Annotated in this window: 23 protein-coding genes; 9 read left to right on the top strand and 14 right to left on the bottom strand. The window is 68.6% G+C overall.

Annotated features, from left to right (window positions below; genetic code table 11):
* Positions 1-6 precede the first annotated feature (6 nt).
* Genes ASE95_RS00795 through ASE95_RS00805 form a run of 3 tightly spaced genes read left to right on the top strand, consistent with a single transcriptional unit; the run spans position 7 to position 1497 of the window.
* Complete coding sequence (locus ASE95_RS00795; protein ID WP_056632835.1) at positions 7-414, top strand: PTS sugar transporter subunit IIA; 408 nt, start codon at positions 7-9, stop codon at positions 412-414.
* Positions 411-680 carry an HPr family phosphocarrier protein gene (locus ASE95_RS00800; RefSeq protein WP_056630111.1) on the top strand — a complete coding sequence of 90 codons (270 nt, stop codon included), beginning with the start codon at positions 411-413 and terminating at the stop codon, positions 678-680. Before ASE95_RS00795 ends, ASE95_RS00800 begins: the two co-directional genes overlap by 4 nt.
* 19 nt (positions 681-699) lie before the next feature.
* Entirely contained in the window at positions 700-1497 is a 798-nt protein-coding gene (locus tag ASE95_RS00805; RefSeq protein WP_056630115.1) for a TrmH family RNA methyltransferase, read from the top strand.
* Between the two features lie 27 nt (positions 1498-1524).
* Here ASE95_RS00805 and ASE95_RS00810 read toward each other — a convergent pair whose 3' ends face one another.
* The 4 genes from ASE95_RS00810 to recR all read right to left on the bottom strand — a co-directional run bounded on the left by ASE95_RS00810 (position 1525) and on the right by recR (position 4396).
* The gene (locus tag ASE95_RS00810) at positions 1525-1668 is read right to left on the bottom strand and encodes a hypothetical protein (protein WP_156347830.1); all 144 of its coding nucleotides are present in this window, start codon (positions 1666-1668) and stop codon (positions 1525-1527) included.
* A 121-nt stretch (positions 1669-1789) separates the two neighbouring features.
* On the bottom strand, positions 1790-3169 hold the full coding sequence (locus ASE95_RS00815) for a DNA recombination protein RmuC (RefSeq protein ID WP_056630121.1): 1380 nt from the start codon (positions 3167-3169) through the stop codon (positions 1790-1792).
* A 64-nt stretch (positions 3170-3233) separates the two neighbouring features.
* Positions 3234-3767 carry a peptide deformylase gene (gene def, locus ASE95_RS00820; protein WP_056630124.1) on the bottom strand — a complete coding sequence of 178 codons (534 nt, stop codon included), beginning with the start codon at positions 3765-3767 and terminating at the stop codon, positions 3234-3236.
* Between the two features lie 32 nt (positions 3768-3799).
* Positions 3800-4396: a recombination mediator RecR gene (recR, locus tag ASE95_RS00825; RefSeq protein ID WP_056630126.1), complete on the bottom strand. Its 597-nt coding sequence runs from the start codon at positions 4394-4396 to the stop codon at positions 3800-3802.
* Between the two features lie 52 nt (positions 4397-4448).
* On the opposite strand from recR, the gene fmt reads away from it, so the two are divergent.
* Both fmt and truA read left to right on the top strand, forming a co-directional pair.
* Complete coding sequence (gene fmt / locus ASE95_RS00830) at positions 4449-5354, top strand: methionyl-tRNA formyltransferase (protein ID WP_056630130.1); 906 nt, start codon at positions 4449-4451, stop codon at positions 5352-5354.
* The gene (truA, locus tag ASE95_RS00835) at positions 5351-6142 is read left to right on the top strand and encodes a tRNA pseudouridine(38-40) synthase TruA (RefSeq protein WP_056630133.1); all 792 of its coding nucleotides are present in this window, start codon (positions 5351-5353) and stop codon (positions 6140-6142) included. The genes fmt and truA overlap by 4 nt, the downstream gene beginning before the upstream one ends.
* Here truA and ASE95_RS00840 read toward each other — a convergent pair.
* From ASE95_RS00840 to dapA, 10 genes are all read right to left on the bottom strand, one after another.
* Positions 6082-7260, bottom strand: coding sequence for a class I SAM-dependent RNA methyltransferase (locus ASE95_RS00840; protein WP_056630137.1), 1179 nt, complete (start codon positions 7258-7260; stop codon positions 6082-6084). The genes truA and ASE95_RS00840 overlap by 61 nt on opposite strands.
* Entirely contained in the window at positions 7257-8630 is a 1374-nt protein-coding gene (locus ASE95_RS00845; protein WP_056630141.1) for a bifunctional ADP-dependent NAD(P)H-hydrate dehydratase/NAD(P)H-hydrate epimerase, read from the bottom strand. The genes ASE95_RS00840 and ASE95_RS00845 overlap by 4 nt, the downstream gene beginning before the upstream one ends.
* A gap of 38 nt (positions 8631-8668) precedes the next feature.
* Positions 8669-10390 (bottom strand): dihydroxy-acid dehydratase, encoded by a 1722-nt coding sequence (gene ilvD, locus ASE95_RS00850; RefSeq protein ID WP_056630144.1) that lies wholly within the window; start codon positions 10388-10390, stop codon positions 8669-8671.
* Between the two features lie 50 nt (positions 10391-10440).
* The gene (locus ASE95_RS00855; protein ID WP_056630147.1) at positions 10441-10788 is read right to left on the bottom strand and encodes a response regulator; all 348 of its coding nucleotides are present in this window, start codon (positions 10786-10788) and stop codon (positions 10441-10443) included.
* Positions 10789-10864: 76 nt separating this feature from the next.
* Positions 10865-13276 (bottom strand): response regulator, encoded by a 2412-nt coding sequence (locus tag ASE95_RS00860; RefSeq protein ID WP_056632838.1) that lies wholly within the window; start codon positions 13274-13276, stop codon positions 10865-10867.
* A 17-nt stretch (positions 13277-13293) separates the two neighbouring features.
* On the bottom strand, positions 13294-15348 hold the full coding sequence (locus tag ASE95_RS00865; RefSeq protein ID WP_056630149.1) for a M13 family metallopeptidase: 2055 nt from the start codon (positions 15346-15348) through the stop codon (positions 13294-13296).
* A gap of 63 nt (positions 15349-15411) precedes the next feature.
* Positions 15412-15972: a DUF2062 domain-containing protein gene (locus ASE95_RS00870; RefSeq protein WP_235528109.1), complete on the bottom strand. Its 561-nt coding sequence runs from the start codon at positions 15970-15972 to the stop codon at positions 15412-15414.
* A gap of 2 nt (positions 15973-15974) precedes the next feature.
* On the bottom strand, positions 15975-16457 hold the full coding sequence (smpB, locus tag ASE95_RS00875) for an SsrA-binding protein SmpB (protein WP_056630152.1): 483 nt from the start codon (positions 16455-16457) through the stop codon (positions 15975-15977).
* A 39-nt stretch (positions 16458-16496) separates the two neighbouring features.
* Entirely contained in the window at positions 16497-16835 is a 339-nt protein-coding gene (locus ASE95_RS00880; protein ID WP_056630155.1) for a hypothetical protein, read from the bottom strand.
* A gap of 5 nt (positions 16836-16840) precedes the next feature.
* A complete protein-coding gene (dapA, locus tag ASE95_RS00885; RefSeq protein WP_056630157.1) occupies positions 16841-17722 on the bottom strand; it encodes a 4-hydroxy-tetrahydrodipicolinate synthase in 882 nt (293 codons plus the stop codon).
* 245 nt (positions 17723-17967) lie between these two features.
* Between dapA and ASE95_RS00890 the strand changes: the two genes are divergently transcribed.
* From ASE95_RS00890 to ASE95_RS00905, 4 genes are all read left to right on the top strand, one after another.
* The gene (locus ASE95_RS00890; RefSeq protein ID WP_082449398.1) at positions 17968-19815 is read left to right on the top strand and encodes a lytic transglycosylase domain-containing protein; all 1848 of its coding nucleotides are present in this window, start codon (positions 17968-17970) and stop codon (positions 19813-19815) included.
* 250 nt (positions 19816-20065) lie between these two features.
* On the top strand, positions 20066-20551 hold the full coding sequence (greB, locus tag ASE95_RS00895) for a transcription elongation factor GreB (protein WP_056630161.1): 486 nt from the start codon (positions 20066-20068) through the stop codon (positions 20549-20551).
* Between the two features lie 48 nt (positions 20552-20599).
* Positions 20600-20842, top strand: a complete 243-nt coding sequence (locus tag ASE95_RS00900) for a hypothetical protein (protein ID WP_056630166.1) — start codon at positions 20600-20602, stop codon at positions 20840-20842.
* 31 nt (positions 20843-20873) lie between these two features.
* A complete protein-coding gene (locus ASE95_RS00905) occupies positions 20874-21671 on the top strand; it encodes an NYN domain-containing protein (RefSeq protein WP_056632844.1) in 798 nt (265 codons plus the stop codon).

Below are 21671 nucleotides of genomic sequence, written 5' to 3' on the forward strand. Positions count from 1 at the left end.
GTACCAGTGATCGGTTTGGTGCTTGTCACCCACGGACGGCTCGCGGATGAGTTCGTCGTGGCGATGGAGCATGTCGTCGGCCCGCAGCGTCAGGTGCGCACCGTGGCGATCGGCCCGGATGACGACATGGAGGCGCGCCGCGCCGACATCGCCGGCGCGATTGGTGATGTCGACGAAGGGCGCGGCGTGATCGTGCTGACCGACCTGTTCGGAGGAACGCCGTCCAATCTCGCGATTTCGTTGATGGAACGCGGACGGGTCGAGGTGATCGCCGGGATCAACCTGCCGATGTTGATCCGGCTGGAATCCGCGCGCAAGTCGATGACGGTGGTCGCCGCCGTGGCCGCTGCGCGCGAGGCAGGCCGGAAATATATCTCGGTCGCTTCCGAGGTGCTCGGGGAGGCGGCGGCATGAGCGTGTCGCGCACCGTAGAGGTCACCAATCGCCGCGGGCTGCACGCGCGCGCCAGCGCGAAGTTCGTGACGCTCGCGTCCGGCCAGCCGACCGAGGTGAAGGTGGCCAAGGGCGATTCGGAAGTGATCGGCACGTCGATCATGGGGCTGATGATGCTGGGCGCTGCGAAGGGCGACCATATCACGATTTCCGCGCAGGGCGACGCTGCCGAAGGCGTCGTCGCGACGATGTGTGCGCTGGTCGAGGGCAAGTTCGGCGAGGATTGATCCTCCGCGAACGTTCGCCATGCCCAAGGTCATCACCTCCTTTTCGAATCCGCTGGTCAAGCGCGTGCAGGCGCTTCGCGACAAGCGCCACCGCCGTGAGGAGGGATTGTTCCTCGCCGAGGGGCTGCGCATCCTGACCGAGGCGCTGGAAACCGGACGCATCCCGCGCATCCTGTTCTTCGCGGCGGCGAGCGCGGGGCACCCGCTGGTCCGTGCGCTGATCGAGGCCGTGGAGGGCGATTTCGGCGAGGCGATCGAGACGACGCCCGACATTCTTTCCAAATTGTCCGGCAAGGACAATCCGCAAGCGGTCGTCGGCGTGTTCGACACGTTCGAAACCACGCTCGACATGCTCGACCGCACCGCATCGCCGATCTGGCTGGTGGCGGAGCGGCTGCGCGATCCCGGCAATCTGGGCACGATCCTGCGCACCGGCGACGCGGTGGGTGCTGGCGCGCTGATCCTTGTCGACGAATGCGTCGATCCGTTCTCGACCGAGGCGGTGCGCGCCAGCATGGGAGCATTGTTCACGGTGCCGATCGTGCGCGTGATCTGGCCCGAGTTCCTGGCGTGGCTGCGCGAGGGGCCGGGGCAGCTCGTCGGGCTGAGCCTGCAGACCGAGCACGGCTATCGCGAGGCCGATTATGCGGCGCCGACCTTCCTGCTGACCGGCAACGAGGCGCAGGGGCTTCCCGACGAATATGAGGCCGAATGCGATCTGCTGGTCAAGATGCCGATGCTGGGCAAGGCCGATAGCCTGAATGCGGCGGTCGCGACCGCGGTGATGGCCTATGAGGTGCTGGCGCGGCATCGATAGGCGCGAACCGGAATGCAGCGCGACGGGTCATTCGGTCCGCATGGCCTGCATCGTGCCCAACGGATCGATCGTGAATTCGCGATGAAGCCGAAAATGATCTTCGTCCTCAAGCGCGACCGGACCGATCCCGGCACGCGTCACCGACAACAATCGCACGGCCGGCACCACCATGATGACCTGTGTGGTTTCCGACGCATGGATCTGGTGCGGCAACCGGGCAAAGGTGAACTGCCGACGCGGCGAGAGTGCGGATTCGGACTCGTCGAAAAGGAATCTGCACCGCGCGCGACGCCTATTCCGCCGCGTCCTCGATCGCGGCCAGCTTGGTCAGCGGGCGCGCGGCCTGTTCGCCGACGGGAAGCGCCTCGATCGATTTGTTGCCGGTGTCGATGTTGAGCGCCTCGAACCGGCGCGCGCTGGTCAGCACCTGGCTCTCCAGGCTGCCGACGAAGCTGTTGTATGCGCCCATCGCGGTATCGAGGTTCTTGCCGAGCCGGGCGACATGCCCGCCCATCACCGCCAGCCGTTGGTAGAGTTCCTTGCCGAGTGCGCCGATCTCCTGCGCCTCGCGCGCCAGTTTCTCCTGACGCCACACCGCCGACACCGTGCGCGCGATCGCGATCAGGTTCGTCGGCGTCGCCAGCAAGACCCGCCGCTCGAACGCATAATCCCATAGCGTCGCATCATGTTCGAGCGCGGCGGACAGGAAATGTTCGCCGGGCACGAACATCACGACATATTCCGGCGCATCGTCGAACTGCGTCCAATAAGCCTTGGCGCCGAGCGCGTTGACGTGCGCGCGCATCGATGCGGCGTGCGCCGCGAGGCCCAGTTGCCGCTCCGCCTCGTCGACCGCGCCGAATGCGTCCTGATAAGCGTTGAGCGACACCTTGGCATCGACGATCAGCGACTTGCCACCGGGCACGCGGACGATCGCGTCGGGACGCAGCCGTGCGCCTTCGTCCCCGGTGACGCTCACCTCCATGCGGAAATCGGTATGTTCGGCCAGACCGCATGATTCCAGCACGTTGCGCAATTGCTGCTCGCCCCAGCGCCCGCGTGCCTTCGGCGCGTTGCGCAAGGCGTTGACCAGCTTGGCCGCCTCGCCCGACACGCGCTCCTGCCCGACGCGCATGGCCTCGATCTGGCCGTGAAGCTGTCCGAAGGCGTCGCGCCGCTCCGCCTCGATCCTGGCGACGCCTTCCTCATAGCGTTGCAGGCGGTCGTTGACGGGTTGCAACAGCGCGCGCAGCCCCTGCCCCGATTGCTCCTCGGACTGGCGGAAGCGCGCCTCTGCGCGTTCGAGGAACGACTTCTGCGCCTCGCCCAGCGCGTTCTGCGCAACGTCGCGGAAGCGCAGGCTCATCTCGTCGGCAGCCGCGCGCAGATCGGTGATGCGCTGCTCGGCGGCGCGGCCCTCGGCCTCCAGCCGCGAGACCTGAAGACGCGCGGTCTCGCGTTCGTCGCGGGCCTGCGCCAATTCGGTGCGCAACCCCTCCGTCGCGCGGGCGCGTTCCTCCGCCGCGGCCAGATCGGTAATCGCGCGCTTGAACTGTTCGACCTGTTCGTCGCGTTCGCGGCGATAGCCGTCCGCCATGCGCTTGCCCGCGATCCAGCCGAGCAGCGCACCCAGAGCGACCGCGACGAACGCGACAAGAAGATATTCGACCATCACCGGAACATAGAACGAACGACGCCCCGGCGACAACCGCTAAAAGGCGGCGACCGGCGGCACCTCAGCCGGCGCGGCGCAGCTTTTCGAGCTTCTTCATGAGCATCCCGCGCTTCAGCCGCGAAATGTGGTCGATGAACAACACGCCGTTCAGGTGATCGATCTCATGCTGCATACAGGTCGACAGCAGGCCGTCGAACTCCGCCTCGTGCCGCTCGCCCGCGGTGTCCAGCCATGTCACGCGGCACCGGTCGGGGCGCGTCACCTCGGCATATTGGTCGGGGATCGACAGGCAACCTTCGTTGTAGCTGGAGACTTCCTCGCTGAGCCACGTCATCTCGGGGTTGATGAACGACCGCGGCTCGCGCGCCGCCTCGCGCGGTTCGTCCTCCGCCAGTTCGCGCTCCTGCAGGTCGATGACGACGATGCGCTGCATGATGCCGACCTGCACCGCCGCCAGCCCGATGCCATGCGCGTCGTACATCGTTTCGAACATGTCGGCGACGATGCCGCGCACGGCGTCGTTCACCTCCGCCACCGGAACGGCGGTTTCGCGCAGGCGCGCGTCGGGGACTTCTACGATCGGAAGAATGGCCATGGCGGCGGCGCTATAAGCGTGCCGTGGGCGCGTCAAGCGACCGGACGTCGCGCGCGCAATGCCTGTGCCAGCGTACCCTCGTCGAGATAGTCGAGCTCGCCGCCAACGGGCAGGCCATGGGCGAGCTGCGTCAGGCGTACCGGATGCTTCTCCAGCCGCTCCGCAAGGTAATGCGCGGTCGTCTGTCCCTCCAGGGTCGCGTTCATCGCCAGCACGACCTCGTCCACCCCGCCCGCCGCGACGCGCGCGACGAGACCGTCGATGGCGAGATCCTCCGGCCGGACGCCCTCCAGCGCCGACAGCCGCCCGCCCAGCACATGGAATCGGCCGGGGAACAGCCGGCCACGCTCCAGCGCCCACAGGTCGCTGACATCCTCCACCACGCACAGGCTACGGGCATCGCGGCGTGGATCGGCGCAGATCGCACACGGATCGGTCGTGTCAACATTGCCACAAATACCGCAGGTTGCGAGGCGTTCCTCCACCGCAATCAGAGCCGAACGCAGCGGAGCCAGCGATGATTCGCGGCGCTTCAGCAAGTGCAGCACCGCGCGTCGCGCCGAACGCGGGCCAAAGCCGGGGAGCCGCGCCAGCGCGCTTGTCAGCGCCTCGATCTCGGGGGATGCCATGCGGAACAGATAGGGGGTTGCGCGGCGCGCCGCCAGCGTGTCGAGAGGCGCGATGCGGATCATCTTCATGGGAACTCCCGGCTTCGCCGTGCCGACGCTGGAGGCGCTGGTGGCGGACGGACACGAGGTCGTGGCAGCGTATAGCCAGCCGCCGCGTCCGGGCGGACGGCGCGGGCGCGAGTTGGTACGGTCGCCGGTGCACGTCCGTGCGGAGGCACTGGGCGTGCCGGTACTGACCCCCGCGACCTTGCGTGCCCCGGAGGCGCAAGCGGTGTTCGCCGCGCACGACGCGGACGTGGCGGTGGTGGCGGCCTATGGCCTGATCCTGCCGCGCCCGATACTGGATGCGCCGCGGCTGGGGTGTCTGAACGTCCACGGATCGCTGCTGCCGCGGTGGCGCGGTGCGGCGCCGGTGCAGCGTGCGATCCTGGCCGGCGACGCGGAGACCGGCGTCGGCATCATGCAGATGGAGACCGGGCTGGATACCGGGCCGGTGCGGCTGGAGGGACGCATCTCAATCGACGGGAAGAATGCCGGGCAAGTTACGGAAGAATTAGCTGAGATGGGGGCCGCGCTGATGGTGCGCGTGCTGCGTGATGTCGCCGCGCATCCGGCGGTGGCGCAGCCGGGGGCGGGCGTCACCTATGCCGAGAAGATCCGGAAGGAGGAGGCACGGCTCGATTTCACTGCCGACGCCCAGCAGGTATTGCGGCAGGTGCTGGCGTTCGCACCGACGCCGGGGGCGTTCTTCGAACATGCTGGCGAGCGGGTGAAGATGCTCGCCGCAGAAACCGTCGACGATGCGGGCGCAGCCGGCGCGGTGATCGACGACGCGCTGACGATCGCATGCGGAGAAGGCGCGATACGCCCGGTGGTGGTGCAGCGTGCGGGGCGCGGGACGATGAGCGTGGCGGAATTGCTGCGCGGGTTCGCGATCCCGCGCGGCGCGGCGCTGTGACCCGGTTCGCGCTGACCGTCGAATATGACGGGCGGCCTTTCATGGGCTGGCAACGGCAGGCGCACGGGCCAAGCGTGCAGCAGGCGATCGAGGAAGCGGCGCATGCGGTGACCGGCGAGACGGTGGTTGTTCATGCCGCGGGACGCACCGACGCGGGGGTACATGGACTGGCGATGCGCGCGCACCTGGACGTAGCGAAACCGATCGCGGCGTTTCGGCTGGGCGAGGCGCTGAACGCGTTGCTGCGGCCCGCGCCGGTCGCGATCCGCGACTGCGTGGCGGTGGCGGACGACTGGCACGCGCGTTTCTCGTGCCTGGCGCGGGCGTATGAATACCGCATCGTCAACCGCCGCGCGCCATTGACGTACGAGAAGGGACTGGCGTGGCAGATCGCGCCGCCGCTGGACGCCGCCGCGATGCACGATGCCGCACAATCGCTGGTCGGCCTGCACGATTTCACCACCTTCCGTTCGGCGCATTGCCAATCGGCCAGCCCGATCAAATCGGTCGACTGGATCGACGTGGCGCGCGACGGGGACCGGATCACGGTGCGGGTCGAGGCGCGCTCGTTCCTTCACCATCAGGTGCGCTCGATGGTCGGGTGCCTGGCGCTGATCGGGATGGGACGGTGGTCCGCCGACGATCTGCGCGACGCATTGCGCGCCGCCGACCGCACGCGGCTGGGGCTGAATGCGCCGCCCGACGGGCTGTTCTTCGTCGCGGCGTTCTACGCAGGTGACCGGCTGAAGCGCGACGCCAGTTCGACATGCGTCGACCAGCGGAACTGACCGACCGGCTGCACCCAGTCGAGAGTGTAGCCAGCCTTCGACAATTCCTCAGCATCCCGGGCGAAGCTGTTGGGATTGCAAGAAACATACAAGATCGTCGGCACGTGCGAATTGGCCAGCTGCACGATCTGGTCGCGCGCACCGGCGCGCGGCGGATCGATGACGATCGCGTCGAAGCGGTTGAGCTCGGCGCTGGTCAACGGGCGACGGAACAGGTCGCGATGCTCGGTAAAGACCGGGCGTTGCGCGCGCCCGGCCGCAGCCTTGAGTGACAGGATCGCGTCGCGCGCGCCCTCCGCGGCATAGACGCGGCCGGGCAGCGCGAAGGCGAAGGTGCCGAGGCCCGCGAACAGGTCCGCGACGATCGGCGCACCGGCCACTCCCTCCCGCACCGCCGCGACGAGCGTCGCCTCCCCTTCGGCGGTCGCTTGCAGGAACGCGCCCGGGGGCAGCGGCACCGCGATGCCGCCGAGCGTGATCGTGACCGGCTGGGGTTCCCAGCGTGTCTCCGGCCCCAGTCCGTCGTCGAAGGCGACGCGCGCGACGCGATGCTCCTGCGCGAAGGCGGTCAGCGCGTCGTGGTGCGCGAGCCCTTCGGGTGCGACACCCTTGACCAGGATATCGACGCCCTGATCGGCGAGCGTGAGGTGTACGTCGACCCGGCGTTTGGCCCTGAACGTCGGCAGTAACCGCTTGAGCGGGCGGACCAGCGCGAACAATCGGGGCGCCATGACGTGGCATTCGTGGAGGTCGACGATCTGGTGGCTACGTTCGGCGGTGAAGCCGATCCGGCCGGAGGGCTCGACGTGCAGCGTCGCGCGGCGGCGGGTGCGCGGCGGCGAGAGCGCGGGCGGACGGATCGGTGCGGACACGCCGTGCGCGGCGAGCGCGCCGGCGATGCGATCGGTGATGAACGCCGACCAGCTGTCGTCATCAAGGTGCTGAAGCTGGCAGCCACCGCATTCGGGGAAGTGACGGCACGGCGGCACGGCGTGATGCGCGCCGGGGATGATCGCGCCATCCGCCGCGATCGTGTCGCCGGGGGCGGCGAACGCGACGTGGCGACCGTCCTCGGCAACGCCTTCGCCGCGAGCGGCGACGCGGACGATCGTGCTCATGCGCGGGCCTCCGCCAGCGCGCGGGCGAGATCGTCGGCGATAAAGGCGGGGCCGAGCCGCCGCGCCGCCTCCGCGTGGAGCCATACGCCCGCCGCGGCGGCGTCGAGCGGGGCGCGCCCGCCCGCCAGCATCGCGGCGATCGCACCGGCCAGCACGTCGCCGCTGCCGGCGGTCGACAGCCACGACGTCGCCGTATCGGACAGGATCGCACGACCGTCCGGCGCGGCGACCACCGTATCCGGCCCCTTGAAGACGATCGTCGCACCGGCGCGCGTGGCAGCGGCACGGGCGGCGGTGAGTTTGTCGGTGCCGGGCGCGCCGAACAGCGCCGCGAACTCGCCGGCATGGGGCGTGAGGACGATCGTGCCGCCGCGTTCACGAAGGCGCTCCGGGGTGATAAGGTGGAGCGCGTCGCCGTCGATCACCAGCGGGTGCGCGGTGGCCAATACGCGATCGAGCAGGGCGCGCGCCTCGTCGCCGCGGCCCAACCCCGGCCCGATCAGCAGCGCGCCGATCCGTGGATCGGCAAGCGCCTCGTCGTCGCAGCGGCGGCGGACCAGCGCATGCGGCGTGCCGGGAATCGTCGCGCCCAGCAACGCGACATAGCCCGCCCCGGCGTGCAGCGCGGCCTCGGCGGCAAGGTGCGCCGCGCCCGCCATCCGCCCGCGCACCACCGCGACCATGCCGCGCGTGAACTTGTGCGCATCCACCGACGGCGCGGCGAGGTCCGGACGCGACAGGACGCGAACGTCGCCATCGATCTCCACGCCGATCGGCACGATCCGCACCGCGCCGCACCGCGACGCCGCGGGCTGAAGCAAATGCGCGGGCTTCACCGCGCCGAGCGCGAGGGTGACGTGCACCGCGGACACATCGCCAGGCAGCGCGCCATCGTCGGCGGCGATGCCGCTGGGCACATCGACCGCGATCGACAGCGACGCGGCATCGACCAAGCAAGCGAGTGCGGCGGCGGCGGCGGCGTCGAGCGCGCGCGACAGCCCGGTGCCGAACAGCGCATCGACCACTACCGGCGCGGGGGCTGCGGTGGCGAGCGACTCGATCGGGCCGTTCCATAACGCGCGCGCGGCGATCGCGGCGGGGCTGCGTGGCGCGTCCGACGCAGCGACCCGCACCGGGCGGCCGGCGGCGTGGAGCCGCGCCGCCGCGACATAGCCGTCGCCGCCGTTGTTGCCCGGGCCACACAGCACCAGCACTTCGTTAACGCCCGCCAGCCGGCGGACGGCGTTCGCCACCCCGGCGCCGGCGCGTTGCATCAGCGTGTCGACGGACACGCCGGCGGCGATGGAAGCTTCCTCCGCCGCGCGCATCGCGGCGGCGGTGAGCACGGGGGTTCCGGCGATCGGGATCATGCCGCCGCTATGGCAAACCCATGCGGCGGCGTCACCGGTCAAATGTCGGCGTAGACGTGACGTTCGGCCCTGGCACCGGGATGCGTCACCGCGCCCTGATATGCCGGGCCGACGTTCTGTGCGTAGCGCCACAGCGCACCGGCGCCGTAATCGTTGGTCCGCGCCTGCCAGCGGGTACGCCGTTCGGCGAGCGTCGCCTCGTCCACCAGCAGGTCGATCGTCCCCTCCTCCGCATCGATGCGGATCGGATCGCCGTTTTCGACCAGCGCGATCGGGCCACCCTCGGCCGCCTCGGGGCCGACATGGCCGATGCAGAAGCCGCGCGTCGCCCCGGAAAAGCGCCCATCGGTGATCAGCGCGACCTTCTCACCCATGCCCAAGCCGTAAAGCGCGGCGGTGGTGGACAGCATCTCGCGCATCCCGGGCCCGCCCTTCGGCCCTTCGTAGCGGATGACGACCACCTCGCCCTCCACGATCGAGCGCGCCTCGACCGCGGCGAAGGCGTCTTCCTCGCAATCGAAACAGCGCGCCGGCCCCTCGAATTGCAGGCGGTGCATGCCGGCGACCTTCACGATCGCACCGTTGGGGGCCAGCGTGCCGCGCAGGCCGACGACGCCGCCAGTCGGGGTGATCGGCGTGCGCACGTCGTAGATCACCTTCTGGTCGGGGTTCCACGTCACCTGATCGATGTTCTCGCCCAGCGTCCGGCCGGTCACCGTCATGCACTCGCCATCCAGCAAGCCGCCCGCCAGCATCGTCTTCATCAGCATGTAGACGCCGCCGGCCTCGTACATGTCACGCGCGACATACTTGCCGCCCGGCTTGAGGTCAGCGATGTAAGGTGTTGATTTGAATGCCTCGGCCACATCGAACAGGTCGAAATCGATCCCCGCCTCACATGCCATGGCCGGCAGATGGAGCGCGGCGTTGGTCGAGCCGCCGGTCGCCGCCACCACGCGCGCGGCGTTGATGAAGGCGGCGCGGGTGCAGATGTCGCGGGGGCGCAGATTGCGGGCGACCAGCTCCATCACCTGCGCACCGGCGGCGACGGCGATCTGCTCACGCGTGCTGAACGGCGCGGGCACCATGTTGCTGTTGGGGAGCGACAGGCCGATCGCCTCACCGACGCAGGCCATGGTGTTGGCGGTGAACTGCCCGCCGCAGGCACCGTGGCCGGGGCATGCGACCTTTTCCAGCTCATGCACCTCGGACAGGGGGCACGCCCCAGCGGCATATTTACCGACCACCTCGAACACGTCGACGACGGTGACGTCGCGATCGTGGAAGCGGCCTGGGAGGATCGAGCCGCCGTAGACGAAGATCGACGGGATGTTGAGCCGCAGCATCGCCATCATCATGCCCGGCAACGACTTGTCGCAACCCGCGAAGCCGACCAGCGCGTCGTAGCAATGGCCGCGGACCGACAGTTCGACCGAATCGGCAATCACCTCGCGGCTGACCAGCGAGGATTTCATCCCCTGATGGCCCATCGCGATACCGTCGGTCACGGTGATGGTGTTGAAGCGGCGCGGCATGCCGCCGCCCTGCTCCACCCCGCGCCGCGCCGCGTCGGCCTGTGCATCGAGGGTGGTGTTGCACGGTGCGCTGTCGTTACCCGCGGAGGCGAGCGCAACGAACGGACGCGCGATCTCCTCCTCGGTGAGGCCCATCGCATAATAATAGCTGCGATGGGGTGCGCGTTCGGGGCCGACCGACACGTGGCGGCTCGGCAGGCGGGACTTGTCGAAGGTCTGGGTCATATCGCGCACGCCTATGTCGCCGAACGGCGTCCCGACGCAAGGATAATGCGTCAGCCGAGTTGCGCGAGCGCCTTCCCGACGCCATCGATCGTGAACGGCTTGGACAGCCGCGGCCGCTCGCGGTGATCCGCGGCGATCTCCTCACCACCGCCACCGGTCGCGAAGACGAACGGAATGTTGCGTTCGGCCAATGCGTCGGCGATCGCGAAGCTCTTCTCGCCGCCGCGCAGGTTCACGTCGAGGATCGCCGCGTCGAAGCCGCCGGCCTCGACCAGGGGCAACGCCGCCGCCACGCTGTCGGCGGTACCGGCATGCGTCTTGTCCAGTGCATCGAGAAAATCCTCGAGCATCATTGCGATCAGGGGTTCGTCTTCGACCAGCAGTACACGCATCGTCATGCGCCCTGCCATAGCGCGCCTGTTGCAGCGCGCAACCACCGCTACCCCACAGAGCGCGGGTTTCCGGCCAGTGCCATCAACCCGCGCCCTTCACCGCTTCTTCCGCCACCAGGACGTCGCGGGTCGCTTCCGCCAGCTGCTGGACCGAGAACGGCTTGGGCAGGAAGGCGACGTTGTCGAGATCGATCGAGCGGCGCAGCTGTTCCTCGGCATAGCCGGACATGAACAGGATCGGAATGTCGGGATGGATCTTGCGCAACTGCCGCGCCAGCGTCGGGCCGTCCATCAGCGGCATCATCACGTCGGAAATGACCAGCGTCGGCCGGTCGACCCCCTGGATCAGCTCCATCGCCGCCTCGCCATTTTCGGCCGCCAACACCGTATAGCCTTGTCGCGCCAGCGCACGCTCCGCCACCGCGCGAACCATGTCCTCGTCCTCGACCAGCAGGATCGTGCCGGTGCCCCACAGATCCCCCGACCGGTGGCGCGCCGCCTGCTTGGCCTGCGCGGCGACCGTGACTGCGTCGGGCACGCCGGCGGTGTGGACGGGCAGATAGATGGTGAAGGTCGCGCCCAGCCCCGGCCGCGAATCGGCGAAGATGAAGCCTCCCGATTGCTTGACGATACCGTACACCGTCGAAAGGCCGAGCCCGGTGCCCTTGCCCACCTCCTTGGTGGTGAAAAAGGGTTCGAAGATCTTGGGCAGCACGTCGACCGGGATGCCGGTGCCGGTGTCCGAAATCTCCAGCGCGGTATAATCGCCTGGCGGGACGATATCGCCGCGCCGCCGGATCTCCGCGATCGGCACCGGACGCGTCTGGATGGTAAGCTTGCCGCCGGTCCCCTTGCTGAGCATCGCATCGCGGGCGTTGACCGCCAGATTGACGACGACCTGTTCGAGCTGGCCGGGATCGGCCCGCACCGGCCCGAGGTCGCGACCGTGCTTGACCTCCATCGTCACGGTTTCACCCATCAGGCGGCGAAGCAGGTTCGACACCTCCGATACGACGTCCGGCAACTGCAACACCTGCGGGCGCAGCGTCTGTTGGCGCGAGAAGGCGAGCAGCTGACGCGTCAGGCTGGCGGCGCGGTTGGAATTGGCGCGGATCTGCTGGATGTCGTCATAGTCGCTGTCGCCGGGCGAATGACGCATCAGCATCAGATCGCAATGACCGATGATCGCGGTGAGGATATTGTTGAAATCGTGCGCGACACCCCCGGCAAGCTGGCCGACGGCCTGCATCTTGGTCGCCTGCGCCACTTCGCGCTTCAGCCGGTTCTCCTCGCCATTGTCCTTCAGGCTGAGCAGCACCGCCGCATCGCCCAGACCGCGCGCGGCGGCGATCGACAGCGCGACGGGTTCGTCGGGATGGTCCTTCAGTCGCACCGCCAGATCGGTCGAGCGCGCCGCCGAACTGGCGAAACGACGGATCGCATCGGCGACCGCGCTCTTGTCCTCGCGCACCATCAGGTCGCCGGGGTAGATCGGCGGCGCGCCGGCATCGACGTTGGCGGCGCGCGCGAAGGCGCTGTTCATCTGGAGAAAACGGCCCTCGCGATCGATCAGCGCGACGCCGAACGGCATCAGCATCAGCAAGGCCTCGATCCCGTCGCCCGATCCGCCCAGCCCGGGATCGCTGTCAATCAGCGCGACCAGGATCGGAGCCTCCGGATCGTCGGCGAGCGGGATCTGCACCAGCCGCAGCGGATTGGCGGCGGCCCCCTCCGCCACGAAGCGGACGGTGCCGCCCTGATCCTCGGCCAGGAAGCGCGCGAGATCCTCGCCGATGATCGACACCTCGCTTGACGGTGCCGCCCGCGCGCGCAGCACCGCATTGGCCGACACCACATACCCCTCGGCCGTGATAAGCGCCGCCATGACGCCCGCCGCGCCCAGTTGCGCGCCGAGCGCATCGTCAAGCGCCTCCACCAGCCGGGCGGGCAGACCGGGCGCGACCGTGCGACCAGCGAAGCGCCAGACCAGCACGTCCTGCTGCTGCCCGGCGCGGGTGATCGTCGCCTCGATCGCGCCGACCGATCCGCGCAGCGTCACCCGCGCGCGGCCGTCACGCCATGCGACCCGGCCGGCGACTTCGAGTTCACCGGCACCGTCGCCGGCCAGCGGCAGCGATGGCGGGGTCGGGAAGCCGGCGAACAGATGCTCGTATTGATCGTTGGCGCACATCAGCCGGCCGCCGCGATCGGTGATTGCGATCCCGTCCGGGCTGGCCTCCGCCATGACGCGCATCAATTCCCAGTCGTTGCCGACCGAAACCGAATCGCGTGGAGATCGATGCGCGTGCGTCAGCGCCAGCCCCGCGCCCGCCAGCACGATCGCGGCGGCGACGAAGCCGCCCGCCACCATCGGGTCGCCGATCAGCCACAGGATCAGCGCAGCGGCCACCAGCCCGGCCACCGCCGCAATGGCCAGCCCGGCGGCGCCGCCGTTCCACCACCGCCGCTTGCCCTCGATCGACGCCAGCCGCATCACCATCGCTCAGCCGATCACCAGATCCGCGCGCGCGCATCGGGCGCGAGATACAGCTTCTCGCCGGCCTGCGCCTTATAGGCCGAATACCACGGGTCCATGTTGCGGACGATGTTGCCGCGTTGTTCGGATGGCGCATGCGGATCGGTCAGCAACCGCTGCCGCAGGCTCGCCTCGCGGTAGTTACGCCGCCAGACCTGCGCCCAGCCGAGATAGAAGCGCTGATCGCCGGTGAAGCCGTCGATCACTGGCGCCGGCTTCCCGCCCAGCGTCGCGACATAGGCGTCGTGCGCGGCAGCGAGGCCGGCGAGATCCGCCGAATTCTCGCCCAGCGTCAGTTCGCCCTTCACGTGCATCCCGGGCAGCGGTTCATAGGCGTCGTATTGCTTGACCAGTCGCTCGCTCAGCGCCTTGAACTTCTGCACGTCGGCATCGGTCCACCATTGCGTCAGTCGCCCCCTGGCATCGTATTTCGCGCCCTGATCGTCGAAATGGTGGCTCATCTCATGCCCGATCACCGCGCCGATGCCGCCGTAATTGACCGCCGGATCGGCCTTGGGATCGAAGAACGGCGGTTGAAGGATCGCGGCGGGGAAGGTGATCGCGACCAGCCCGAAATTGGCCTGCGCGTTCACCAGCATCGGCGACATGCCCCATTCCCAGCGGTAGATCGGCTTGCCCAGCTTGGTCACGTTGTAATCGTGCCGCCACTGGTTGGCGCGCATCATATTGCCGAACGCATCGCCGGCCCGCACGTCGAGGTTCGAATAGTCGCGCCACCGTTCGGGATAGCCGATGCGCGAGGTGAAGGCGGCCAGCTTGGCCTGCGCCTTCACCTTCGTCTCCGGCGCCATCCAGTCGAGCGCCTCGACCCGCCGGCCCAACGCGGTGAGGACGTTTTTCACCATCGTATCCGCCGCGGCCTTCGTCTCGGGCGGGAAATAGCGCGCGACATAGATCTTGCTGACCTCGTCGTTGAGCGCGGAGGAAGTGAAGCCCACGGCGCGCTTCCACCGCTCCTGCTGCTGCGGCGTGCCGCTGAGGGCGGTGCCGTTAAAGGCGAAGCTTTCCTGATCCACCGCGCGCGGCAGCACGTCGGCGAACCCGTCGAGGCTGCGCACGAGCAACTGATCGCGCAACACGCCGATCGGAGTGGCCGCGATCAGCTTCGCAGTGCCGGCGATGGCGGTCGGCTGCGCGACGATCAGCGTCGGGGCGCTGGCACGCTCCGCCTTCAGAAAGGCGTCGAAATCGAAGCCGGGCGCGCTGGCACGCAGCTGCTCCAGCATCATCTTGTTATAGGTCTTGTCGGCGTCGCGGCTGTCGATGCGCGTCCAGTGGACACGCGCCAGCTCGGTCTCGAACGCCAGCAGCGCGGCGGCGCGCGGCGCGGCATCCCGCTCCCCCGCCAGCGTCAGCAATTTGGCGAGATGCGCCTGATAAGCGGCCCTGGTTTGCGCCAGCCGCGCATCCGTAGCGAGATAATAATCACGGTCGGGCATCCCCAACCCGCCCTGCATCAGGTTCACGGCGTAGACGTCGGGATCCTTGTCGTCCTGCCCGACGTACAGGCCGAACGGAATGTCGACGCCGTTGCGATCGGCCTCCGCCAGCAACGCCGGGTAGCCGGCCTTGTCGACGCGCCGGATCTTGGTCAGCCACGGCTGGATCGGCGCGAGGCCGGCCCGCTCGATCGCAGCGGTATCGAGGTAGGCGGCGTAGGCGCGGCCGATCTTCGACGCCGGGTCGCCCTTCGCCGCTTCGAGGATGCCGCGCGTCCGCTCACGCGACAGATCCTGCAGGACGTTGAACGCGCCGTAATTCGATTCATCGGCGGGGATGGCGGTGTTCTTCGCCCAGGTTCCGTTGGCGAAGGCGTAGAAGTCGTCGCCGGGTTTCACCGCGCGATCCATGCCGGCGGCGTCGAAGCCGAACGTGCCATAGGTAGGACCGTCGCCGGACGGCGTGGCGGAGGGAACGGCGGGCGCGGATGCCGGGGGCGCCGATTGGGCGAGGAGCGCGGCGGGCAGCAGGGCGAGAAGCGACGTCAGCGTAACAACGGTAAAGCGCATTGAGTTGGCATCCTTGTGGAAAGTGCCGGATGCGGTCGTCTTAACCAGCCTGCGCAGACCGCGCTAGTTGCCGTGGTGACGACTTCGCCACTTGCGCGCGATCCAGAGCCGCCACAGCAGCGCCGCAAGACCATAGCCGAGCAGCGCACCGGCCAGCGAGCAGACGACCATGCCGACGGCGGTGGCGGGGCCTACGTCCTGCAGGAACCAGTCCACCCAGCCCGGCGCGCCCTGCACCGCGTCGCCCAGCGGCTGACCCGGCACCGAATGGTCGAGGTGGAGCAACCAGCCGCCGACCTTGTAGTACATCACGAACAGCAACGGCGTGGTCAGCGGGTTGGTGAAGAAGGTGGTGAGCGCCGCCGCCGGGACATTGGCACGGAACGGCAGCGCCAGCACCGCCGACGCGGGTATCTGGCCCATCGGAATCAGGATGCCGGTAAACATGCCCAGCGCCACGCCGCGCGGCACCGACCGGCGGGTGAAGCGCCACAATTCAGGGGCCAGCACGCGGTGCGCGACGGGGCGCAGCACGCGGCTGTTCTGCATCGACTCGCGCGTCGGCAGGTTACGACGGCTCCACGCCGCCAGTCGTTCCCACAGGGTCACCGGCCGGGTCGCCACGCTCAGCCGTGATCGCGCATGATACGCCCGGCCTCACGCTTCCAGTCGCGTTCCTTCAGATGCTCGCGCTTGTCATGCGCCTTGCGCCCCTTGGCGAGTGCCAGTTCCACTTTCGCACGCCCCTGCCCGTTGAAATAGACGGTCAGCGGGACCAGCGTCATGCCGTCCCGCGCCACCGCGCCGTGCAGCTTGTTTATCTCGCGCACGTGAAGCAGCAGTTTACGCGGACGCTTGGGTTCGTGGTTGAAGCGGTTGCCGTGGCTGAATTCGGGGATGTTCGAATTGACCAGCCACACCTCCTCGCCCTTCACCTCGGCATAGCTTTCCGCGATCGATCCCTCGCCGAAGCGCAGCGATTTCACCTCCGTGCCGGTCAGGACGATCCCCGCCTCGTACGTGGTATCGACCGCATAATCGAAACGGGCGCGTCGGTTCTCGGCGACGATCTTCTTCTTGTCGAAGGTGGCGGGTTTGGGACGCGACATGGGGGTGATGTAGGCGCGTCGGGCGCGCGGGGCAAAGCCTCAGTCCCGCAATTTTCCGAGCGGGATCTTCAGGCGCAACATGGCGCGGTTGCTCTGCACTCCGCCGACGGTCGCGCTCTCGGCTTCTGCGGCGAGCGCGGCTCGGCCACCGAGGATGCGAGTCTCGGCTTTCGGCAACGCTGCCGGGTCGGACGTGTAACGCCCCTCCAGCGGGCGAAGCCGGAAGCTATCCTGATCAGTGCGGCGACCGCAGACCACGATATCGCTTCCACCCCCTCCCCCGCGAGTGCCACAGCGTCCGGGCGCGCGTGGTACGTCGAGCGATGGCCCGGCAACGGCGGTCTGGAGGATGAACCACAGCACCGCCACCACCGCCATGCCCTCTACAATCCGGCGCGTTCGAGGCCGGCGTCCACCGCCGCGCGGCTTGCCTCCGATGGCCAGGTCATCGGGAGGCGCAGCCCGGCGGGGAAGGCGGGACGCACCTTCGTCATCGCATATTTGACCGGCCCCGGCGACGCGTCCGTGAACAGCGAGGTGTGGAGCGCGAACAGGCGATCGTGCAGGTCGCGCGCGGCGACGTAATCGCTCCGGTCACACGCGCGCTGGAAGTCGGCGCACAGGCGCGGCGCGACGTTGGCGCTGACCGAGATGCAGCCGGTCCCGCCGGCCGCATTGTAGGAAAGCGCGAGATCGTCGTTGCCCGACAATTGGCAGAAATCCGCGCCAAGCGCGGCACGATGCTGGGTGACGCGGGTCAGCACGCCCGACGCATCCTTGACCGCGACGAAGACCTTCGGGAAGTCTGCGACGACGCGGATCAATGTTTCGGGCTGGATATCGGTGACGGTGCGCGCCGGTACGTTGTAGAGCACGACCGGCAGCGGCGCGTCGGCGGCGAGCGCGGCGAAGTGGCGGTAGATCCCCTCCTGCGACGGTCGATTGTAATAGGGCGGCACCATCAGCGCGGCGTCCGCCCCCGCCTCACGCGCGGCATGCAGGTTGGCGGCGGCCACGCGCGTGTCGTTGGACCCCGCCCCCGCGATCACCGGGACGCGGCCCGCCGCCTGATCGACGCAGATGCGGACGATCGCGAATTGCTCCTCCTTGGTCAGCGTCGCCGCCTCCCCGGTGGTGCCGCACGGAACCAGCGCCGCCGACCCTTCGGCGATCTGCCACTCGATCAGGTCGCGATAGGCGCGCTCCACGAATGCGCCGTCCGAATCGAACGGCGTGACCAGCGCCGGGATGGAACCTGAGAACATGGGAGGTATTTGCTCCTGTGGCGCGATTAGGGGACGTCGTTCAGCGCAGATACGGCTAGGGTCGCTATCCTGTCCACCACGGGCGTCGATCAGAAACAGTGAAGGCGGGTGTGTTGATCCTTTTCGTTGCAGCAGCAGGTCTGGCAGTGGTCGCCGGGCAATATGGCGCGGTGCCCGCCACCCAGGCGCCGGTTCCGGCCCCCGCCCCAGCCTCCGCGCCAGCCCCCGCAGCGCCGCTGGCCGGCATGGCGCAGCCGCTGGCGCAGTGGAAAGCGTTGCAGCAGACCGATGCGCTGCCGTTCGACAGCTATTTCTCCTTCATCGCCGCGCATCCCGGCTGGCCGGGCGAGGCCGCGATGCGGCGCACGCTGGAGCGCAAGGCATCGACCGATCCCAACACGCCGCCGGCCAGCGTCGTCGCATTCTGCCGACGGTGGAAGCCCCTGACCGCCGCCGGCTGGATCGCCTGTGCGCGGGCGTACCAGATGACGGGCGCGAGCGCCGACGCGCAGGTGGCGGCGCGTACCGGGTGGCGGATGGGGAATTTGTCAGCGCAGGACGAGACGACGGTACTGACCCAATTCGCATCGTCACTGTCGCCCGCGGATCACGACCGGCGGATGGACGCATTGCTGTGGCAGGGCGCGACCGGTGCGGCAGCGCGGATGCTACCCTATACCAGCCCCGCCGCGCGTGCGCTGTTCACCGCGCGGCTGGCGTTCCGCAGCGATGCGGAGAATGCGTCGGCGCTGGCGGCCACCTACGACGCGGCGGGCGCGCGCGACGCGGGCTACGTCGCGGACAAGGCGACGTGGCTGCGCAACGCCGGCGCCAGCCCCAGCGCGCGGACATGGCTGGCGCGCACCCGCACGGGCATGACGCTGCCGGGGAATGTCGAGCGGTTCTACGAGGCGTTGCTGGTCAATGCGCGCGGCGCGGCGGCGGACGGCCAGTGGCAGCTCGCCTATGACATCGCGCGCCAGATCGACGACGCTTATCCAGCCGGCACCGATGTTTCCACCAAGCCATATGGTGAGCGGGACGACTACACCTCGCTGGCGTGGCTGGCGGGTCAGGCGGCGCTGAAGCTGAACCGCCCCGCCGATGCACGGGCGATGTTCGAGCGGTACGGACGCGGCAGCCAGTCCCCGCAGACCCGCGCCAAGGGCTTCTATTGGGCGGCACGCGCCGCCGAGCAGGCGCGCCAGCCGGATGCCAACGCCATGTTCGAGCGGACCGCGGGTTACCGCGACCAATATTACGGGCAATTGGCGATCGAGCACCTCGGCCGGGCGCTGACCGCCCCGCCAGCGGCACCCGCGCCGACGCTCGCCCCCGCCGCCCGCAGCGCGTTTTACGCGCGCGAGACGGTGCGCGCGGCGCAGTTTCTGGGGCAGACCGGCCAGTATCAGGATCAAACCGCCTTCGTGAAGCAGATCGCGGCCGATGCGACCAGCGACACCGACCATTATCTGGCCGACGAATTGTCGCGGTCGATGCGCCGACCCGATCTGGGCGTGCTGGTCGGGCGCAGCGCGATGCAGAACGGACTGACCGAATATAGCGCCAACGGCTTTCCGACGGTGACGGTGCCGGTTGGATATGAGTCGCAATGGCCGCTGATCCATGCCGTCGCGCGGCAGGAGAGCCAGTTCGACCGCACCGCGCGCAGCCCCGTGGGCGCGAGCGGGCTGATGCAGCTGATGCCCGGCACGGCGCGCGAACAGGCAGGCAAGCTGGGGCTGCCCTATGATCCCGCGCGGCTGACCGAGGACACCAGCTACAACATCCAGCTGGGGTCGAGCTACTTCCAGCGGATATTCGGCCTGTACGGCAGCTATCCACTGGCGATCGCGGCCTATAACGCCGGGCCGGGGAACGTGAACAAATGGCTGCGCGCCAATGGCGATCCGCGCACCGGGGCGGTGGATGCGGTGGACTGGGTCGAAGCGATCCCGTTCGGGGAGACGCGCAACTACGTCCAGCGCGTGCTGGAGAATGCGGTCGTGTACGACCTGATGAACCCCGCGCGCGCCAAAAGCCGCGGGCCGAACAACCTGAGCTGGTATCTGGGGCGCGCGCGCGGCGGGTGATCGGCCGGCTCGACCGCTTGCCAGTCTATGGGTGGCACATCACGCGTACCCGCTCGCGGCGCGTCAGGTCAGGGCTGTTGCCACACTCGCCGACGACGATTGTCCATCGGTTGGGGCGAAGCGCGCTCGCACGATCGCGCCGATTTGCGCCAGCCATCCGTCGTGGCGATCCGGCTGGGTGGCGATCGGTCCTCGGGAGGGATGAAGCGGCCTCTTCAATCCGGCGCGCCATGCGCCTAATCCGGCGTGGATGATCGATCGCCTGAACCCCATCACCCCCGACGGCTTCGCCCGGTTGCGGCAGGAATATGAGACATTGTTCGCAACCGAACGGCCCGCGCTGGTCGAGACGATTTCGTGGGCGGCGGGGAACGGCGACCGGTCGGAGAACGGCGACTATATCTACGGGCGCAAGCGGCTGCGCGAGATCGACCGGCGGCTCGGCTGGCTGTCGAAACGGATGAAGGCGGCCAAGGTGGTCGATCCGGCGCAGCAGCAGGACCGGTCGCGCGTGTGGTTCGGCGCGACGGTGACGATCGCGGACGAGGACGACAACCAGCGCGTGCTGACACTGGTCGGCGACGATGAGACCGACGCCGGCGCAGGGCGTATCGGGTGGAACGCGCCGATCACGCGCGCGCTGCGCGGGGCCGCGATCGGCGACGTGCGGCGAGTGACGCTGCCGGCGGGCGAGCGGGAATATGAGATCGTCGCCATCTCCTATCCGACCGGCTGAGGAACGCGCCGGCCTAGCCAAGTGTTTGAACGCCGAAGGAGATTTCCGATGGCCGACGAACATCCCCGCGTCCAGTCCGCGCGCGATCACGACGACAAGGACATCATCGAGGGCATGATCCCCGCTGGCGGTGCGGTGCCCTCCACCGGCGGCGGCGCATTGGCGCGCGATCTTGGCTCGCAGGACGATCTGCACCAGGTCGACGATCCCGACGGCCACGAGCGAGTGACCAAGCAGGCGGCGCAGGACGCCGGCCAATCCTATCGCAGCGATCGTCCCGTACGCGATTGACCTTGCGGTGTCGGCGGCCGATGCAGCGGGCATGGCCGCCGACGACAACCCCGCCCGCAACATCGCCCTGCTGATCGACGCCGATAATGCGTCATGGCAGGCGCTTGACCCCGTGCTGACCGCCTTGGCCGAGTTCGGCCGGGTCAATGTGCGCCGCGTCTACGGCAATTGGTCGAAGGAAGGCCTGAAGGGCTGGCGCGACATGAGCGTCATGCACGGGATCGAGCCGCAGCAGCAGTTCGACCTGACCCGCGGCAAGAACGCGACCGACATGAAGATGACGATCGATGCGATGGACCTGCTTCATCGCGGACGGATCGACGCGTTCGGGATCATGTCGTCGGACAGCGACTTCATGCCGCTTGCGACGCGTATCCGACAGGACGGGCTGGACGTCTATGGTTTCGGCAACAGCAATACGCCGGCCGGCTTCCGCAACGCCTGCACGCGCTTCATCGACGTCAATGCGTTGATGGAGACGACAAAGCCCAAGCGCGCGCGCCGGGTCGACGTGCCGATCACCGAATCGGTGCCGCCGGCGATCGGGACGACGGCGGTGGCTGCGCCGGTCGCGGCCCCCGCGCCGGGCGCGACCGCGAGGATCGACGATCCGGAACTGCTGCATCTGCTGCACGATGCCTATGATTCGCTGAAGCCCGACGCCAAGGGCTTCGTCGGCCTGTCGGCACTGGGGCAGCGCGCCGCCAACCGGTCGAGCTTCGACGTGCGCAACTATGGCTACAAGCGACTGTCGGATCTGGTCGACGCGATCCCATCGATCGATGTCGACCGCCGCGACAGCCGTGTCTTCGTGCGATGGAAGGATTGA

Origin of the sequence: Sphingomonas sp. Leaf231 (assembly GCF_001421995.1) — a bacterium.
GTDB lineage: Bacteria > Pseudomonadota > Alphaproteobacteria > Sphingomonadales > Sphingomonadaceae > Sphingomonas.

What these genes read in the sequence shown, in the direction of transcription:
- ASE95_RS00800 (WP_056630111.1), top strand. Translation starts at nt 411, where the DNA reads ATGAGCGTGTCGCGCACCGTAGAGGTCACCAATCGCCGCGGGCTGCAC.
- ASE95_RS00805 (WP_056630115.1), top strand. Translation starts at nt 700, where the DNA reads ATGCCCAAGGTCATCACCTCCTTTTCGAATCCGCTGGTCAAGCGCGTG.
- ASE95_RS00810 (WP_156347830.1), bottom strand. Translation starts at nt 1,668, where the DNA reads ATGGTGGTGCCGGCCGTGCGATTGTTGTCGGTGACGCGTGCCGGGATC.
- ASE95_RS00815 (WP_056630121.1), bottom strand. Translation starts at nt 3,169, where the DNA reads ATGGTCGAATATCTTCTTGTCGCGTTCGTCGCGGTCGCTCTGGGTGCG.
- def (WP_056630124.1), bottom strand. Translation starts at nt 3,767, where the DNA reads ATGGCCATTCTTCCGATCGTAGAAGTCCCCGACGCGCGCCTGCGCGAA.
- recR (WP_056630126.1), bottom strand. Translation starts at nt 4,396, where the DNA reads ATGGCATCCCCCGAGATCGAGGCGCTGACAAGCGCGCTGGCGCGGCTC.
- fmt (WP_056630130.1), top strand. Translation starts at nt 4,449, where the DNA reads ATGCGGATCATCTTCATGGGAACTCCCGGCTTCGCCGTGCCGACGCTG.
- ASE95_RS00840 (WP_056630137.1), bottom strand. Translation starts at nt 7,260, where the DNA reads ATGAGCACGATCGTCCGCGTCGCCGCTCGCGGCGAAGGCGTTGCCGAG.
- ASE95_RS00845 (WP_056630141.1), bottom strand. Translation starts at nt 8,630, where the DNA reads ATGATCCCGATCGCCGGAACCCCCGTGCTCACCGCCGCCGCGATGCGC.
- ilvD (WP_056630144.1), bottom strand. Translation starts at nt 10,390, where the DNA reads ATGACCCAGACCTTCGACAAGTCCCGCCTGCCGAGCCGCCACGTGTCG.
- ASE95_RS00855 (WP_056630147.1), bottom strand. Translation starts at nt 10,788, where the DNA reads ATGACGATGCGTGTACTGCTGGTCGAAGACGAACCCCTGATCGCAATG.
- ASE95_RS00860 (WP_056632838.1), bottom strand. Translation starts at nt 13,276, where the DNA reads ATGCGGCTGGCGTCGATCGAGGGCAAGCGGCGGTGGTGGAACGGCGGC.
- ASE95_RS00865 (WP_056630149.1), bottom strand. Translation starts at nt 15,348, where the DNA reads ATGCGCTTTACCGTTGTTACGCTGACGTCGCTTCTCGCCCTGCTGCCC.
- smpB (WP_056630152.1), bottom strand. Translation starts at nt 16,457, where the DNA reads ATGTCGCGTCCCAAACCCGCCACCTTCGACAAGAAGAAGATCGTCGCC.
- ASE95_RS00880 (WP_056630155.1), bottom strand. Translation starts at nt 16,835, where the DNA reads ATGGCGGTGGTGGCGGTGCTGTGGTTCATCCTCCAGACCGCCGTTGCC.
- dapA (WP_056630157.1), bottom strand. Translation starts at nt 17,722, where the DNA reads ATGTTCTCAGGTTCCATCCCGGCGCTGGTCACGCCGTTCGATTCGGAC.
- ASE95_RS00890 (WP_082449398.1), top strand. Translation starts at nt 17,968, where the DNA reads ATGGCGCAGCCGCTGGCGCAGTGGAAAGCGTTGCAGCAGACCGATGCG.
- greB (WP_056630161.1), top strand. Translation starts at nt 20,066, where the DNA reads ATGATCGATCGCCTGAACCCCATCACCCCCGACGGCTTCGCCCGGTTG.
- ASE95_RS00900 (WP_056630166.1), top strand. Translation starts at nt 20,600, where the DNA reads ATGGCCGACGAACATCCCCGCGTCCAGTCCGCGCGCGATCACGACGAC.
- ASE95_RS00905 (WP_056632844.1), top strand. Translation starts at nt 20,874, where the DNA reads ATGGCCGCCGACGACAACCCCGCCCGCAACATCGCCCTGCTGATCGAC.